This is a genomic window from Bradyrhizobium elkanii WSM2783 (assembly GCF_000472865.1).
GTDB classification, from domain to species: Bacteria; Pseudomonadota; Alphaproteobacteria; order Rhizobiales; family Xanthobacteraceae; genus Bradyrhizobium; species Bradyrhizobium elkanii_A.
The window spans coordinates 1-15,279 of record NZ_AXAP01000129.1 but is presented as its reverse complement, the minus strand read 5'-3'; the positions used below and the strand labels follow the sequence as shown (position 1 = coordinate 15,279).

The following is a 15,279-nucleotide window of genomic DNA, read 5'->3' as shown; positions in this document are numbered from 1 at the left end:
CCACCGATCTTGCCGGGCGAAAGGCCTCCGGTCTCTCGCCTCAGGTTCTTCCACTTCGTCACACAGGATGGACTGATCTGAAGCGCCGCTGCAATCGAGCGAACGGTCTCGCCTGCATCAGCGCGCTTAAGCGCCAGTTCGCGGATGTCTTCCGAATAGGGTCGCGTCATCCATGCTGGCCCCCGGCCCCAGCATGGAGTTTGAATCAGAAATTCCTCCAATTGGGAATCCCGATTCCGCTAAAAAACAACACGCTCTAGTGTAAATTCTCCAACAGCAAACTCAGCGCCGCCTTCGCAAACGCCTGCATGTTGGCTTGCCGGTCGCCGCTCGCGGTCTCGATCGTGATCACCGTCTCCACAGGTCCCGCCACCGCCATGCAGCTATGGCCTGCCGCGTCGCCATAGCGGTTGCCGGTGGGGCCCGCCGCGCCGGTTTCGGAGAGGCCCCAGTCGGTCGCAAGGCGCGCGCGGATCTGGCTCGCGAGCAATTTTGCGTAAGGTTCCGATGCGGAGCGGATGCCCTTCATCGTCTCGTTCGGAATGTCCATCAGCACGCGCCGTGCATCGCGGGTGTAGATCACGCCGCCGCCGATGAAATAGGCCGAAGCGCCGGGCACGGCGAGCAGCGCCGCTGAGATCAGGCCGCCGGCCGAGGATTCCGCCACTGCAATCGTCTGCTTCCGCTCGATCAGCCTCGCTGCAATCTTTTCTGCAATGGACACCAGCTCCTTCATCGGCCGCCTCTCTTGTTGTTTGCCATGAAAATTCTCCGGGGCGTCCTGACTTCTTAGCACACCACTTCGGCTCCTGCCGAGTTGCGGGCCAAGGGCAGGCCTGCTTGAATGCAGAGCAATGAACGGGCGCGGCGCACGCGCTTACACGAGGAAACGCCATGACGTCGCCGATCCCCGGTGGCGTGGATTGCGATCTGCATCCCGCCGTGCCTCATCTGACCAGCCTGTTGCCGTACATGAACGATTACTGGCGCGACCAGGTGACGACGCGCGGCATGACCGATCTGCTGTCGCAATCCTATCCGGTCAATTCGCCGATCTCGGCGCGGCCGGATTGGCGGCCGGCGCAGGGCAAGCCGGGCTCCAATCTTGCCGACATGCAGCGCCAGGCGCTCGACAAATTCGCTGTCGCCTATGGCATCTGCAATCCGCTCTATGGCGTGCAGATGGTGTTCAGCGAGGACATGGCTGATGCCTTCTGCCGCGCGCTGAACGATTGGCTCGCCAAGGAATGGCTCGACAAGGACGATCGGCTGCGCGGCTCGATCGTGATCCCCGTGCAAAGCATCGAGAAATCCGTGAAGGAGATCGAGCGCTGCGCGCAAGATCGGCGCTTCGTCCAGGTGCTGATGCTGGTCATGGGGGACATGCCGCTCGGCAAGCGGCACTACTGGCCGATCTATGCCGCGGCGGAGCGGTTGGGCCTGCCGATCGGCGTGCATGCCGGCAGCGCCTATCACAACCCGCCGACCTCGGTCGGCTGGGGCTCCTATCACATCGAGGACTATGTCGCGCAGGCGCAGGCGTTCCAGACGCAACTCACCAGCCTGATCATCGAGGGCGTGTTCGCCCGCCACCCGAATTTGAAAATGGTGATGCTGGAAAGCGGCTTCACCTGGTTGCCGCCCTATCTCTGGCGCTTGCACAAGTTCTGGCGCGGCGTCCGCATGGAGACGCCGTGGGTCGACCGCGCGCCATTGGAGATTGTGCGCAGCAACATCCGCTTCTCGCTGCAGCCGGTCGACGCACCGCCGGACGGCGAGACGCTGAACCGCCTGTTCGATCATATGCAGTCGGACGAATTGCTCCTATTCTCGACTGACTATCCGCACTGGCAATTCGACGGCGACGAGGCGCTGCCGAAAGGGATTTCGCCCGACCTGGTCCGTAAGGTCATGCTCGACAATCCGCTCGCGACCTACACGCGCTTGAAGCAATCGGTGAAAGAGGTGACGCCATGAATATCCAGATTCGTGAACGTCCGGAGGCTGGGTCTGCCAGCATCAAGACCGCGATCGCCGATTGCGACATCCATCCGGCGCGCGCCACCCAGACGGAGCTCTATCCATTCCTCGCCAAGCGCTGGCACGCACATCTCGAAACCTTCGGCGTCCACGCCTATCAAGGCATGATGGGTGGTCCGCCCTATCCCAAGGCGCAGCCGAATGCGTCGCGTCGCGACGCCTATCCGCCGGAGGGCGGTCCACAGGGCTCTTCGCTTTCCTTCATGCAGCAACAGCATCTTGATCCGAACAATGTTGTGCTCGGCGTGCTCAATCCGCTCAACACCGGGCAGGGCATCCGCAATCAGGATCTGGCGGCGGCGATCTGTTCCGCGATCAACGACTGGCAAATCGAGAAATGGACCAGCAAGGACCAGCGCCTCAAGGGCTCGGTCGTCGTTGCCAATGAGGACGGGCAGGCTGCGGCCGCGGAGATCCGCAAGCGCGCAGGGGACAAGAACTTCGTGCAGGTGCTGCTGCTCAGCCGCAATGTCGAGCCGCTCGGCCAGCGCCGCTATTGGCCGATCTATGAGGCGGCGGAGGAAGCCGGGCTTCCGGTCGGCGTGCACGCTTTCGGCTTCGGCGGCAATCCGATCACTGCCTCGGGCTGGCCGAGCTTCTACATCGAGGAGATGGTCGGCCATTCGCAGTGCCAGCAGACCGCGCTGGCGAGCCTCGTGCTGGAAGGCGTGTTCGAGCGCTTCCCGAAACTGAAGATGGTGATGGTCGAGGCCGGCTTCGGCTGGGCGCCGTCACTGGCCTGGCGGCTCGACAAGGTGTTCGAGCGCCTGCATGCCGAGGTGCCGCATCTGAGGCGCAAGCCGTCGGACTATATCCGCGACCACATCTGGTGGACCACGCAGCCGATGGAGGATCCGGAGCGGCGCGAGCATCTGTTCCAGACCATCGAATGGATCGGCTGGGACAGGCTGTTGTTCGCGACCGATTATCCGCATTGGGACTATGACGAGCCCTCGCGCGTGCTGCCGGCCGGCGTCAGCGACGCCAACAAGCAGGCGTTCTATCTCGACAATGCGCGCAAGCTGTACGGACTTTCTTGATGGCGAGGCATGTGGTTGCCCCGGTGAATGAACTGCCGCCGGGCACGAGGAAGTTCCTGGAGATCGACGGCCGGCCCATCGCGGTCTTCAACGTCAAGGGCGAGTTCTTCGGCCTTCTGAACCGCTGCCCGCATCAGGGTGCCTCGCTGTGCGAGGGACCGCTGATCGGGCTCGCGCAATCGTCCGATCCCGGCGAGATCGAATACACGAAGCTCGGCGAGATCATCCGCTGTCCCTGGCACGGCTGGGAATTCGACATCCGCACCGGCCAGTCCTACTGCGACCCCAAGCGCTTCCGGGCGCGGGCCTATCCGGTCAAGGTCGAGCCGGGCACGAACGTGGTGAAGGGCCCGTACGTCGCGGAGACGATCGCAGTCTCGGTGGAAAGCGACTACGTCGTGGTGGACTTGTAACTTCCCGTCATTGCGAGCGAAGCGAAGCAATCCATCTCACCACGTGTGGAGAGATGGATTGCTTCGTCGCTGTCGCTCCTCGCAATAACGATGATGGAGCCGTAGGGTGGGCAAAGCGAAGCGTGCCCACCATTTCATGCTGTGCTCGCGATGGTGGGCACGCTGCGCTTTGCCCACCCTACGAGGCCGGCACCATCAGGCGGCGATTGCTTCGCGCGTCTCGACTTTCTCGCCGCGGCGATAGACCGTCAAGGTCGCGATGATGCCGAGCGCTGCCGCGAACATCAGCCAGAAGCCCGGTGAAGCCTTGTCGCCGGTGTGGTCGATCAGCCAGGTCGAGGCAAACGGCGTAAAGGTGCCGAACAGCGCTGCCGCCAGTGCAAAAGCCAGCGAGAAGCAGGTGGTACGCACATGTGACGGCACGATCTCGACCAGGCAGCCGAGCATGGTGCCGCTGTAGACGCCGAAATAGAACGAGAACATCATCTCGACCGCCAGCATCTTGCCGAAGCTGGGCGCGGCCACCAGCCAGTACAGCGCCGGATAGGCGGTTACCAAGGAAAGCCCGGCGATCGTCAGCAGCACCGGCTTGCGGCCGAGCCGATCGGAGACCGCGCCGCCGACCGGGTTCCAGATGAAGTTGGTCACCGCCACCAGCAGCGTGACCAGCAGCGCGTCCTGCGTCGACAGTTTCAGCACGTTCTTGCCGAAGGTCGGCGTGTAGACGGTGACGAAATAGAAGGTCGTGGTGGTCAGGATCGCGATCATCATGCCGAGGATCACGATGCGCCAGTTCGCGAGCGCCGACGCGAACACCTCGGATGCGGTCGGATGCCGCTTCATGGCGAGGAACGCCGGCGTTTCCTCCAGCGTCCGCCGCAGCACGAAGATGAAGGGGATGATCAGGCAGCCGATGAAGAACGGAATGCGCCAGCCCCAGGCTGCCACCGTCGCCGGCGGGATTATCTCGCTCAGGACATAGCCGACGATCGCGGCGACGAAGATCGCGACCTGCTGGCTCGCCGACTGGAATGAGGTGTAGAAGCCGCGGTTGCCGGGAGTAGCGATCTCCGACAGATAGACCGAGACGCCGCCGAGCTCGACGCCCGCGGAAAAGCCCTGCAGCAAGCGGCCGATCAGCACGATGACCGGCGCGGCAATGCCGATCGTCGCATAGGTCGGGCAGATCGCGATCACCACTGTGCCCACAGCCATGATCGCGAGCGTGACGATCAAGCCCTTGCGGCGTCCGATGCGGTCGATATAGGCCCCCAGCACGATCGCGCCGACCGGGCGCATCAGCGCGCCGAGCCAGAACACGCCGAACGTGTTGAGCAGCGAGGCGGTCTCGTTGTCGGACGGGAAGAACGCCTTGCCGATCGCGCTCGCATAGAAGCCGAACAGGAAGAAATCGAACTGCTCGAGGAAATTGCCGCTGGTCGCGCGCAGGATGGCGCCGATGCGCGATTTGATCTGCGGTATCTCTGCCGTACTCGTTGGCGCCATGCGCGTTTTCTCCCCGTGCTGCGACGAAAAGCCTCGTCTGCGCGGCAATTTGGCACAGCTATGCGGCGCGACCAACCCGCAAACGCGTCGGTCACCCGGAAATCTGCAGGTTTTTCAGGACTTCAGGCCTTGCCTTGGGCGGAGGCCACCATCCACTGCCGGAATGCCGCGAGCTTCGGCGAATCAGCGCGCGCCTGCGGCGAGACCAGGTAGAAGCCGGCATCGGCGGGGAGCGTGATCTTGAAGGGGACCACCAGTCGTCCCTTGGCGATGTCGTCCTGCACATAGGATGTCCGGCCCATGGCGACGCCGATGCCGTCGATCGCGGCCTGGATGGTCATGAAGATGAGGTCGAAGGTGATGCCCGGCTGCTTTGAGAGGTCGGCCGGCAGCCCGGCCGCCGTCAGCCACAGCCGCCAGTCGTCACTGTTGGCGTTGCTGGTGTGCAAGAGCACGTGGCCGCGGAGGTCTTCAGGGCATTTCAGCGGCTTCTCACCTTTAAGCAGGGACGGGCTGCAGACCGGAAACAGCTCGTCCGCCATCAGCCAGTCGGCGCGCAATCCCTGCCATTGGCCGCGGCCGTAGCGGATCGCGGCGTCGACATTGTCGCGCTGGAAATCCACCAGGCTGGTCGAGGTGGTGATGCGGACGTCAATGCCGGGATGCGCCTCCTGGAACGTGGAAAGCCGCGGCAGCAGCCATTTTGCGGCGAGCGAGGCCAGCGTCGAGACCGTCAGCACGTGGTCGTCCTCGCGCCGCAGCAGCCGGTCGGTGGCAAGCTTCAGGTCATTGAAGGCGGCGCGAACGCCGGGCAGATATTCGGCCGCCTTTGGCGTCAACGTCAGCGCTCGGTTCTGCCGCAGGAACAGCCGGACGCCGAGCTCCTGCTCGAGCCGCTTGATCTGATGGCTGATCGCGGTCTGTGTCACGTTCAGCTCGGCGGCGGCCTGGGTGAAGCTCAGGTGCCGCGCTGCGGCCTCGAAGGCCCGCAATCCGTTCAGCGAAGGCAGCTTGGCGGCCATCTCCCGCATCTTCCTTATGTATGAGTTTATCTCATGTGAGGCGGCACAAAGTGTCGTTTGTGCAAGGCCACAATAGCGCAGATAGTTCGGGCAGCAGATTAGCTATAGGAGCTGAGCATGTCCACTTGCACCCATGAATCGATGATAAATCATCATGGACAGGGCCTGTTCGCACAGGCTTTGACCCAATTGAGCGAGACCCTTCACGTCTGGCATCAGCGCTACGAGACGCGTCGCGAGCTGGCCCAGTGGTCGGAGCGCGACCTCCACGACATCGGCAAGTCCTGGAGCGATGTCGCTTATGAAGCCGAGAAACCCTTCTGGCGGGCATGAGGTGACGCCAATGCCGGCGTCGCCTCTGTGGAGGGACGCCGGCTCATTTTTTCCGGAGAGCGTGTCATGACCAGCCTGCGTCTCGACGATCTCAAGCAGTATTCGGACGTGCTGCATTCGCGCAGCGGCGACAAGATCACCGTGCGTTTCGTCGAGCCGCGCGATGCGGAGGAACTGCAGAATTACTTCCGCTCGCTCTCGACCCGCTCCCGCTACAATCGCTTCTTTGGCGCCATGCGCGAGCTGCCGAAGAACGTGCTGGAAAACTTTGTCCATGTCGGCGAGCGCGAGCAGTTCAGCGTCGTCGCCACCGTGACGGTCGACGGCTTCGAAATCATCGTCGGCGAAGCGCGTTATGCCTTCCACGCCGAGGATGCGAGCATCGAGTTCGGCGTCTCGATCGACGACCGCTGGCAGGGCCAGGGCATCGGCCGGGCGCTGTTGAAAAATATCGAGTGCCGCGCCGCTGCGCTCGGCGCTGGGCGACTGTTCGGCGACACCTTGCGTTCCAATGACGCCATGATCGGGCTGGCAAAAAAAGGCGGTTACACCTTCGCCAACAGCCCGGGCGACTGGAAGCTGGTGCGCTTCGCGAAACACATCGCTATCGAACCGCAGGATATCCCATGTGCCAGTTGGCGGCTCGCTGCTGCCGACAAGGCCGCTTTCTCCTCGCTTGCGGTTTGATCACTGGCCCGGTTCTGGCCGCCCCAGAACCGGGCTTTTTTCTTTCCGTCACCTCCCCTTGAAAAGGGGAGGTCGGGTTGCGCGTGAGCGCAAACCGGGTGGGGATCATCGCTCTCCACAGACACCTGTGCCCGTGGCGTGACCCCCATCCCGCCTTCCCGCTTTCAGGGGGAAGGCGACGAGAGTTCAGCGCAAGCCTTAGAACTTCTCCACCCAGGGGCGCAGCTCGACTTCCCAGGTCCAGGCACTGCGCGGTTGCTGCAGCACGTTCCAGTAGCTGAGAGCAATCGCGTCGGGATCGAGCATCGAATCCGGATGACCTTCCGGATCAGGGCGCGTCTTGCTGCGGATGCCGCCGTCGATGACAAAATGCGCGATATGGATGCCCTGCGGCGAAAGTTCGCGCGCCATGCTCTGCGCCAGTCCGCGCAGCGCGAACTTGCCCATCGCGAACGACGATGATTGCGCATACCCTTTGACGCTGGCCGAAGCGCCCGTGAACAGGATCGCGCCATGCCTGTTCGGCAGCATGCGCTTTGCGGCCTGCTGCGCCACCAGGAAGCCGCCGAAGGCCGAGACTGCGATCGCGTTGGCGACATCGGCCGGCACGAGGTCGACCAGCGGGCCGCGCGCCCGCGCGCTTGCGTTATAGACCACGAGGTCGGGCGTTCCGATCTCGCGCTCGACTAGGCCGAACAGACGTTCGACTTCGTCGGCGTCCGTTGCGTTGCAGGTAAAGGCCCGCGCGCTGGTCTCGGTGCAGAGTGCGCCGAGCTTTTCGATCTGCCGTGCGGCCAGCGCCACGCGAATTCCTTCGCGCGAAAATAGCCGCGCCAGCGAAGCGCTCAGGCCTTCGCCGACACCGACGATCAGGGCGGTCTTGTATTTTGGGGTTTCCATGAGCTTTCCTTGAACTGCCGGAGAAGATTTTGCTTGGCAGGACGACATCCCGGCATTCGATGTGCGATAGTCTCATCCAACAGATGAGGAAACGAACCAGAGATTTCAATGCAGCCGCTGAAACAACGTCCAAACGCCGATATCGCCAACCAGCCGGGCCTGCTCGCGCCCGATACCTCGGGCATGAATTTCTACCAGGCTGATCCGGCGCTTCAGGACCTGCTGCGACTGCATCTGCCGGACGCGCTGTTTCGTCATATCGAGCCGCATCTCGATCGGCTCGGCGCGCTCGCCGGCGGCCCGCTCGATGAATGCGCGCGGCTTGCCGACCGCCATGTGCCGGTGCTGCACCAGCGCGACAAGTTCGGCCGCGACGTGCAGTGGATCGAATATCACCCGGCCTATCGCGAATTGGAGAAGGCCGCGTTCGGCGAGTTCGGTATTCACGCGATGTCGATCCGCAAGGGCATTTTGGGCTGGCCGGATAGATATCCTGTGGTGGCAAAACACGCCTTTACCTTCCTGTTCAACCAGACCGAATTCGGCATGGGCTGCCCGATCAACGTCACCGACGGCTGCGCTAAGCTGCTGGCGAATTTCGGCAGCGAGACGCTGAAAGCAAAATACCTCGATGGCCTGACCCAGACCGATATGGAAAAGCTGACGCAAGGCGGTCAGTTCATGACCGAGAAGGAAGGCGGCTCCGACGTCGGCACGCTGACGACGACTGCGGTGCAGGAGGGCGATCACTGGCGCCTCTATGGCGAGAAATGGTTCTGCTCGAATGCGGACGCCAAGGTCGTGATGCTGTTGGCGCGGCCCGAAGGCGCCGGCCCCGGCACGCGTGGCGTCGGCTTGTTCCTGATGCCGCGCTTCCTCGATAACGGCTCGCAGAACCGCTACCGGATCGTGCGGCTGAAGGACAAGCTCGGCACGCGCTCGATGGCGTCGGGCGAGATCAAGCTTGAAGGTGCGATCGCCTATGCGGTCGGCAAGCTCGATCGCGGCTTCGTGCAGATGGCCGAGATGGTCAACTCGTCGCGGCTGTCCAATGGCGTCAAGTCGACTGCGCTGATGCGACGCGCGTATCATGATGCGATGACGGTGGCGAAGGGCCGCGTCGTGTTCGATAGCCGCATCATCGACCTGCCGCTGGCGCGGCGGCAATTGATGAAGATCATGCTCGCAACCGAGCAGGCGCTGTCGATGAGCTTCCTGACCGCCGATGCGCTCGACCGCGCCGAGGCCGGCAGCCAGGACGCCGCGGCGCTGCTCCGCATCCTGACGCCGACCTTGAAATTCCGCGCCACCCGCGATGCGCGAAAAGTCTGTGGCGATGCGATGGAGATGCGCGGCGGCATCGGCTACATCGAGGAATTTGCCACCGCGCGGCTGTTGCGCGACGCGCATCTCGGCTCGATCTGGGAAGGCACCGGCAACATCGTCGCGATCGATGCCTCGAAGCGCGCCGTCGGCCGCCATGGCGCCGACGCGGCACTTGCCGCGGATCTCCACGCGCGGCTCGATGACAGCGGCAATGTGCCGCTGGCCTGGCGCAGCCGTCTGCATGAACTCACCGACCGCGCCATCGGCTTTGCACGCGAGGTTGCCAGCCGCATCGACAACGAAGCGGAAGCACGTCGTGCGACCAGCTTGCTTTACCACGTGGCAAGCGCGGTGACTCTCGCCTGGGAAGGCGGGCGCATCCATGAAATGCGCGGCGATGCACGGCGGCTGTTGCTATCGCGCCTGGTGATCGACCATCGCGTGGCGACCCACGATCCGTTCCGGCTAACGGAAAATACCGCATCGCGCGCCATCACCGATCACCTGCTCGGCGAGCGTGCCGTCGGCATGGCCGAGGTTGGCGAATTGCTTCTCGCGGCGTAGGCTGTCTCTGCACCTCTCCCTACGGGAGAGGTGAAGAGAGCGCGTCATAATAAAACAACATAGGGGAAACACCGATGAAGGCCGCCGTCCTGTACGAAGTCAACAAGCCGCTCGTGATCGAGGACGTCAGCCTGCCAAATCCCGGACCGCGCGAAGTCTTGATCCGCACTTCCGTCGCCGGTCTCTGTCATTCCGATCTGCACTTCATGGAGGGACTCTACCCGCATCCGCTGCCCGCCGTGCTCGGCCATGAATCCGCTGGTGTGGTGGAGAAGGTCGGCTCCGACGTGAACTATGTGAAGCCGGGCGATCATGTCGTGACCTGCCTCTCGGTGTTCTGCGGCACGTGCGACAACTGCACCACCGGCCGTACCGTGCTCTGCACCGATACCACCGTGAAGATGCTGCCGGGCGCTTCCAATCGCCTGCAATGGAACAGGCCGGAGAAATTGAACCAGTTCCTCAATCTCTCGTCCTTTGCCGAGCAGATGCTGGTGCACGAGAATGCGATCGTGAAGATCCGCAAGGACATGCCGCTCGAGCTCGCAGCCCTCATCGGCTGCGGCGTCATCACCGGCTATGGTGCGGTCGTGAACACCGCGAGAGTGCAGGCCGGAGAGACGGTGGCAGTGATCGGCTGCGGCGGCGTCGGCATGGCCGCGATCAACGGCGCCGAGATCGCAGGTGCCGGCCGCATCATCGCGATCGACACCAATCCCGCGAAACTGCAGCTCGCGACCAAGCTCGGCGCCACCGACATCATCGATCCCAGGAATGGCGATGTGGTGCAGCAGGTGCGTGAGCTCACCGGCGGCGGCGTGCATCATTCTTTCGAGGTGCTGGGCCGCAAGGAGACCGCCGAGCAGGCCTTCGGCATGCTCGCAGCCGGCGGCACCGCGACCATCGTCGGCATGATCCCGTACGGCCAGAAGATCGAACTGCACGGCTTCGATTTCCTGCGCGAGCGCCGCATCCAGGGCTCGTCGATGGGCTCCAACCATTTCCGCGTCGACATGCCGCGCCTGGTCGAGTTCTACATGCGGGGCAAATTGCACCTGGAGGACTGGATCTCGGCCAAGCTGAAACTGTCCGAGATCAACGACGGCTTCGCCAACATGAAAGCCGGCAAGACGCTCCGCAGCGTCATCATGTTCGATAGTTGAGGCACTCTCTGTACGTCATGCCCGGGCTTGACCCGGGCATCCATCAATCTCCCGCAAAGAAGTCCTTGTTGGCGATGGATTGCCGGGTCAAGCCCGGCAATGACGGCTGTACGTCACCGCGTTACATGCACCGAGTTTTCCGCCCGTCATTGCGAGGAGCGAAGCGACGAAGCAATCCATCCATCCGCGAGCGTGGATGGATTGCTTCGCGGAGCCTGTCATCGGGCGCGCGTACGCGCGACCCGTTGGCTCGCAATGACGCTAGTCGTCAAACATCTTCGGCGGCACGAAGCCGCCGAATTCGCGCTCGATCAATTCCGCCAGCTTCAGCGGCGTGCGGTCTTCCAGCCAGGGCCCCACGATCTGCACGCCGACCGGCAATCCGTCCGGCGCGAAGCCGGTCGGAATCGCCGTTGATGGAAGCCCGGGCAGCGTCGCGATTCCGGGCCAGGCGAGCTGGTCGGGATAGGCATATTCTTTGCCGTCAATCATGATGCGGCGCTTCTCCTGCTCGGGCGAATGGTCGTGCGGATAGGCCGGCGTCGGCATGATCGGGCAGATCACGGCGTCAAAGGTCTTGAACAGTTCGCGCCATTGCGCGCGGAGCCGGGTGCGGCCGCCGTCGGCCATCACCCAGTCGCGATGATTGAGCGCGATGCCGCGCAGCCGTTCGGCGGCGAGGCTGGTATCGCTCTCCGGTAGAGCCGCGGCGGCCTGCTTGGCCCCCTCATAGAGGTCGGGCGCGAAAGAAGCGGCGAGGAACGACATCAGTATCCGCATATAGAGCCGGCTCGATGCGGCGAAGTCCGGCAACAGCTTGCTCTGGCGCTCGACCTTGACGCCAGCCTTGGCGAGGTTGGCGGCGAGCTTTTCGATCGAGCCGCGCACCACCGAATCCGTCGGCATCACCGGATCAGTATCGATCAGCAGCACGCGGAAGTCTTTCAGCGCGGCATGTCGCGGCACCGGCAGTTCGAGCCGGTAGGCGCTGGAGTCGAGCGGATCGGGGCCAGCGATCGCATCGAGCAGCAACGTCAGATCGGCCGCGCTACGCGCCATCGGGCCGATCACCGAGAGATCGCGATTGAACGGCAGCGGCGGCAGGGGAGGGGGCGTGTGACCGCGCGACGGCGCCAGTGCGTAGGTCGGCTTGTGCGCATAGACGCCGCAATGAAATGCCGGTACGCGCAATGAGCCGCCGATGTCGGAGCCGAGCGAGAGTGGGCCGTAACCTGCGGCGAGCGCGGCCGACGATCCGCCGGACGAGCCGCCCGGCGTGCGGCCGAGGTCGTAAGGGTTGTTGGTGGTGCCGTAGATGTCGTTGTAGCTCTGCCAGTCGCCGAGGGCGAGCGGCACGTTGCTCTTGCCGAGGATCACCGCGCCGGCATCCTTGACCCGCGCGACCGAGAGTGCGTCCTCGGTCGGCGTGAAATTCTTCTGTTCGGGAATGCCCCAGGTCGTCGGCAGGCCGGCGATGTTGTAGGATTCCTTCACCGTGACGGGGATGCCGAGCAATGGCTTTTGTTCGCCGCGGGCAAGGGCGGTATCGGCGGCGCGCGCTGCTGCCAGCGCGCGATCGAAATCGCGCACGCAGACCGCATTGACCTTCGCATCGTGACGCTCGATCCGGCCGATCGCATCCTGCGTCAGTTCGACCGCGGACACCTGCTTTGCGGCGAGCGCCGCCGATATCTCGACCGCAGTCTTGAAACTCCATTGCGATTTGGCCAAGGCAGACTCCCGATGTGATGACTGGTCCGGCAGGGATGATGATTGCTTTGCCTGAGGCTCGCAAGCGTGAGGCGTCACACATCATCGCGACGCGCGATCCTCGCCGATCTGACAGCACCGATGCTTGACAGGAATTGCTAGGCTGCGCCGATCAAAATGCCGACACCGAGCACGATGGCGCCGCCGAGCACGATCTGGAATACTGCCTGCAGGAACGGCGTATCCATGTAGCGCGAGCGGATGAAGGCGATCGCCCATAATTCGAAGAACACGATGATGCTGGCGATTGCAGTCGCAATCCAGAACGCGTTGGGCCAGGCATCGGGAACGAGATAGGGCAGGGTGTGGCCGAGGCCGCCGAGCGTCGTCATCAATCCGCAGGTGATGCCGCGCAGCCACGGCGAGCCGCGCCCGGTCAGCGAGCCATCGTCGGACAGCGCCTCGGCAAATCCCATGCTGATGCCGGCGCCGATCGAGGCGGCGAGGCCGACCAGGAAGGTCTGCCAGTTCTGGTGGGTGGCGAAGGCGGCGGCGAACAGCGGCGCCAAGGTCGAAACCGAGCCATCCATCAGTCCGGCAAGCCCGGGCTGCACATATTGCAAGACGAACATGCGCCGCCGCGTCCGGTCTTCCTCGGCGCGCACGTCGGGCTTCAGGATATCGTCAGTGAGCCGGACGGCGAGGTTCTCGTGGTGTCGCTCTTCTTCGGCGAGATCGCCGAGCAGGCGGCGTACGCCGACATCCTGGGCCTGTTCGGCGGCCTTGGCATAGAAGCGCTCGGCCTCCAGCTCCATGGTCTCGACTTCCTTCCGGATGGTGTCGAGCGGCAAGTTCTTGGTCAGCCAGATCGGGCGGCGGCGCAGAAAGCCCTTTACGTCCTCGCGGCGGATCGGCGGCAGATGCGGGCCGAAACGCTGCTCGTAGAGTTCGAGCAGCCGGTGCCGGTGGCCGCGTTCCTCCTCAGCCATCTGCTCGAAGACCCTTGCGGTATCTGGATAGCGTTCGGCGAGATCCTCCGCGAAGGTCATGTAGATGCGGCTGTCCTCCTCCTCGGAGGCGATCGCGACCGCCAGCACTTCGCGCTCGGTCAGATCGGCAAAGTTCTTCACGGAGCCGCCTTCTCACTCAATTTAGAATTATTCTAAATTAGGTGGCCTTGGCTACCGCGTCAATCACCTTCCGCCGTGCGCGTTGCGCAGAAATGCGAGCAGCAGCCGGCTGACCTCCGCCGGCCGCTCCTGCTGCACCCAATGGCCGGCGCCATCGACCAGATGGCAGCCAATCATGTTGCTGCAGGCCTTCGACTGCATCGCCTCGAACACGCCCGGCCGCTGGTAGGTGCCCCAGTCCTGCCGGCCGGAGATGAAGCAGGACGGCACGTCGATGGCGCGGCCCGACCATGTCTGCAGCTCCGGGACAAACGCGCCGGAGGTGCCACAGCGATACCACTGCAGTCCCCCCTGGAAGCCGTTGCGTTCGTACTCGGCGCTGTAGAATGCAAGCTCGCTATCTGGCAGCCATCGGTTGGCAGCGATCTCCGCGGCTGACGGCATCTCCTTCGCCACAGTGGCGGCCATGCCTTCGGCAAGGTCCATGATGTAATAGGTCGGCAGTTTCGCCAGCTCGCCCGCGGACCAGGACGCTAGCGGATAGGGCTTGTTGTCTTTCCAGTCCGCGCTCTTGTGGTGGTAGTAGGCGCGCAGGAAGTCATGCACGCCCTGCGGCGCGCGGTGCATGTCGGGATTGGCCTCGCGAGTCGAGTAATACCATTGGTAATTCTTGCGCGGCCGCGGCAATGCCGCGAGCTCACGATGCACCGGGTCCTCCACAGCCGGCTTCGCCGGCGCATCCGCGGTGTTGAATGGCAGCGACGGCGGGCCGCCGAATGGCGCGCTCATCATCGTCACCGCCCGGAACACATCCGGCCGGATCAATGCGCACCACGCCGCGACCGATGAGCCGAAATCATGCCCGATCACGGCATCGACGCTTTTGTAGCCGAACGCCGACACCAGCCCCAACGAATCGCGCACCAGATTGGTCAGGCGGAACGAGGCGAGATCGCCGTCATAGTCGCCATCCCAGCCGGTGGTGCGGCCGTAGCCGCGCTGGTCCGGCGCGATCACGTGGTAGCCGGCCTCAGCCAGAACAGGCATCACCTTGCGCCAGGAAAAAGCCAGTTCAGGAAAGCCGTGCAGCAGCAGGAGACAGGGCCGGCCTTTGGTTTCGAAACCGGCCTCGAGCACATGCATGCGCAGGCCGTTGATATCATCGACATAGCGGGAGCGTATGCCTGATGGGAGCGGAACGTCGGGGAGAGTGCTCATGGCGTTTCCATCCACGTCTTATCGTGCGCGCAACTGTAAAGACGTGGATGCCCAGGACAAGCCTGGACTGCCGTAGGGTGGGCAAAGCAAAGCGTGCCCACCATCCACATTCGGTGCAAGAAAGGTGGGCGCGCTGCGCTTTGCCCACCCTACGAGACTGTGAATCTTTTTATATCGGGCGCGTGGCAGCTGTGATTCTCTTCGCGGATTGATTTGCAGGAGGGGGA

At 63.5% G+C, this 15,279-nt stretch carries 15 protein-coding genes; 7 read left to right on the top strand and 8 right to left on the bottom strand.

The genetic code is table 11. The features are described from left to right. On the bottom strand, nt 1-170 hold a 170-nt coding region (locus YY7_RS55575; protein ID WP_155255393.1), incomplete at its 3' end, for a helix-turn-helix domain-containing protein. An 86-nt stretch (nt 171-256) separates the two neighbouring features. Next, nucleotides 257-736 carry a CinA family protein gene (locus YY7_RS0146695; protein WP_028169037.1) on the bottom strand — a complete coding sequence of 160 codons (480 nt, stop codon included), beginning with the start codon at nt 734-736 and terminating at the stop codon, nt 257-259. A gap of 158 nt (nt 737-894) precedes the next feature. Here YY7_RS0146695 and YY7_RS0146690 point away from each other — a divergent pair, with 158 nt between their 5' ends. Genes YY7_RS0146690 through YY7_RS0146680 form a run of 3 tightly spaced genes read left to right on the top strand, consistent with a single transcriptional unit; the run spans nt 895 to nt 3,493 of the window. Continuing rightward, nucleotides 895-1,977 (top strand): amidohydrolase family protein, encoded by a 1,083-nt coding sequence (locus YY7_RS0146690; protein ID WP_028169036.1) that lies wholly within the window; start codon nt 895-897, stop codon nt 1,975-1,977. Then, on the top strand, nt 1,974-3,080 hold the full coding sequence (locus tag YY7_RS0146685; RefSeq protein WP_028169035.1) for an amidohydrolase family protein: 1,107 nt from the start codon (nt 1,974-1,976) through the stop codon (nt 3,078-3,080). Before YY7_RS0146690 ends, YY7_RS0146685 begins: the two co-directional genes overlap by 4 nt. After that, complete coding sequence (locus YY7_RS0146680; protein ID WP_028169034.1) at nt 3,080-3,493, top strand: Rieske (2Fe-2S) protein; 414 nt, start codon at nt 3,080-3,082, stop codon at nt 3,491-3,493. The genes YY7_RS0146685 and YY7_RS0146680 overlap by 1 nt, the downstream gene beginning before the upstream one ends. 195 nt (nt 3,494-3,688) lie before the next feature. Here YY7_RS0146680 and YY7_RS0146675 read toward each other — a convergent pair whose 3' ends face one another. Together YY7_RS0146675 and YY7_RS0146670 are read right to left on the bottom strand one after the other, a co-directional pair. After that, complete coding sequence (locus YY7_RS0146675; protein WP_028169033.1) at nt 3,689-4,999, bottom strand: MFS transporter; 1,311 nt, start codon at nt 4,997-4,999, stop codon at nt 3,689-3,691. 122 nt (nt 5,000-5,121) lie between these two features. After that, nucleotides 5,122-6,021: a transcriptional regulator GcvA gene (locus tag YY7_RS0146670; RefSeq protein WP_028169032.1), complete on the bottom strand. Its 900-nt coding sequence runs from the start codon at nt 6,019-6,021 to the stop codon at nt 5,122-5,124. A gap of 117 nt (nt 6,022-6,138) precedes the next feature. Between YY7_RS0146670 and YY7_RS0146665 the strand changes: the two genes are divergently transcribed. Together YY7_RS0146665 and YY7_RS0146660 are read left to right on the top strand one after the other, a co-directional pair. Further along, the gene (locus YY7_RS0146665; RefSeq protein ID WP_028169031.1) at nt 6,139-6,354 is read left to right on the top strand and encodes a DUF1127 domain-containing protein; all 216 of its coding nucleotides are present in this window, start codon (nt 6,139-6,141) and stop codon (nt 6,352-6,354) included. Between the two features lie 66 nt (nt 6,355-6,420). Further along, nucleotides 6,421-7,041: a GNAT family N-acetyltransferase gene (locus YY7_RS0146660; protein ID WP_028169030.1), complete on the top strand. Its 621-nt coding sequence runs from the start codon at nt 6,421-6,423 to the stop codon at nt 7,039-7,041. Between the two features lie 198 nt (nt 7,042-7,239). Here YY7_RS0146660 and YY7_RS0146655 read toward each other — a convergent pair whose 3' ends face one another. Beyond that, nucleotides 7,240-7,941 carry an SDR family NAD(P)-dependent oxidoreductase gene (locus tag YY7_RS0146655; protein ID WP_028169029.1) on the bottom strand — a complete coding sequence of 234 codons (702 nt, stop codon included), beginning with the start codon at nt 7,939-7,941 and terminating at the stop codon, nt 7,240-7,242. A gap of 108 nt (nt 7,942-8,049) precedes the next feature. Between YY7_RS0146655 and YY7_RS0146650 the strand changes: the two genes are divergently transcribed. Both YY7_RS0146650 and YY7_RS0146645 read left to right on the top strand, forming a co-directional pair. Continuing rightward, nucleotides 8,050-9,831 carry an acyl-CoA dehydrogenase family protein gene (locus tag YY7_RS0146650; RefSeq protein ID WP_035692856.1) on the top strand — a complete coding sequence of 594 codons (1,782 nt, stop codon included), beginning with the start codon at nt 8,050-8,052 and terminating at the stop codon, nt 9,829-9,831. A gap of 74 nt (nt 9,832-9,905) precedes the next feature. Next, nucleotides 9,906-10,994, top strand: a complete 1,089-nt coding sequence (locus YY7_RS0146645) for a Zn-dependent alcohol dehydrogenase (RefSeq protein ID WP_028169027.1) — start codon at nt 9,906-9,908, stop codon at nt 10,992-10,994. A gap of 261 nt (nt 10,995-11,255) precedes the next feature. On the opposite strand, the gene YY7_RS0146640 is transcribed toward YY7_RS0146645, so the two are convergent. The 3 genes from YY7_RS0146640 to YY7_RS0146630 form a co-directional block, all read right to left on the bottom strand. Then, on the bottom strand, nt 11,256-12,725 hold the full coding sequence (locus tag YY7_RS0146640) for an amidase (protein WP_028169026.1): 1,470 nt from the start codon (nt 12,723-12,725) through the stop codon (nt 11,256-11,258). 137 nt (nt 12,726-12,862) lie between these two features. Beyond that, nucleotides 12,863-13,834: an iron exporter MbfA gene (gene mbfA, locus YY7_RS0146635; protein WP_028169025.1), complete on the bottom strand. Its 972-nt coding sequence runs from the start codon at nt 13,832-13,834 to the stop codon at nt 12,863-12,865. A gap of 63 nt (nt 13,835-13,897) precedes the next feature. Continuing rightward, complete coding sequence (locus YY7_RS0146630) at nt 13,898-15,052, bottom strand: alpha/beta fold hydrolase (protein WP_028169024.1); 1,155 nt, start codon at nt 15,050-15,052, stop codon at nt 13,898-13,900. Nucleotides 15,053-15,279: the final 227 nt, after the last annotated feature.

Bases quoted from the DNA above. Each gene is read 5' to 3' on its own strand.
- YY7_RS0146660 (WP_028169030.1), top strand. From the start codon at position 6,421: ATGACCAGCCTGCGTCTCGACGATCTCAAGCAGTATTCGGACGTGCTG.
- YY7_RS0146650 (WP_035692856.1), top strand. From the start codon at position 8,050: ATGCAGCCGCTGAAACAACGTCCAAACGCCGATATCGCCAACCAGCCG.
- YY7_RS0146685 (WP_028169035.1), top strand. From the start codon at position 1,974: ATGAATATCCAGATTCGTGAACGTCCGGAGGCTGGGTCTGCCAGCATC.
- YY7_RS0146655 (WP_028169029.1), bottom strand. From the start codon at position 7,941: ATGGAAACCCCAAAATACAAGACCGCCCTGATCGTCGGTGTCGGCGAA.
- YY7_RS0146645 (WP_028169027.1), top strand. From the start codon at position 9,906: ATGAAGGCCGCCGTCCTGTACGAAGTCAACAAGCCGCTCGTGATCGAG.
- YY7_RS0146630 (WP_028169024.1), bottom strand. From the start codon at position 15,052: ATGAGCACTCTCCCCGACGTTCCGCTCCCATCAGGCATACGCTCCCGC.
- YY7_RS0146675 (WP_028169033.1), bottom strand. From the start codon at position 4,999: ATGGCGCCAACGAGTACGGCAGAGATACCGCAGATCAAATCGCGCATC.
- YY7_RS0146695 (WP_028169037.1), bottom strand. From the start codon at position 736: ATGAAGGAGCTGGTGTCCATTGCAGAAAAGATTGCAGCGAGGCTGATC.
- YY7_RS0146665 (WP_028169031.1), top strand. From the start codon at position 6,139: ATGTCCACTTGCACCCATGAATCGATGATAAATCATCATGGACAGGGC.
- YY7_RS0146670 (WP_028169032.1), bottom strand. From the start codon at position 6,021: ATGGCCGCCAAGCTGCCTTCGCTGAACGGATTGCGGGCCTTCGAGGCC.
- YY7_RS0146690 (WP_028169036.1), top strand. From the start codon at position 895: ATGACGTCGCCGATCCCCGGTGGCGTGGATTGCGATCTGCATCCCGCC.
- YY7_RS0146680 (WP_028169034.1), top strand. From the start codon at position 3,080: ATGGCGAGGCATGTGGTTGCCCCGGTGAATGAACTGCCGCCGGGCACG.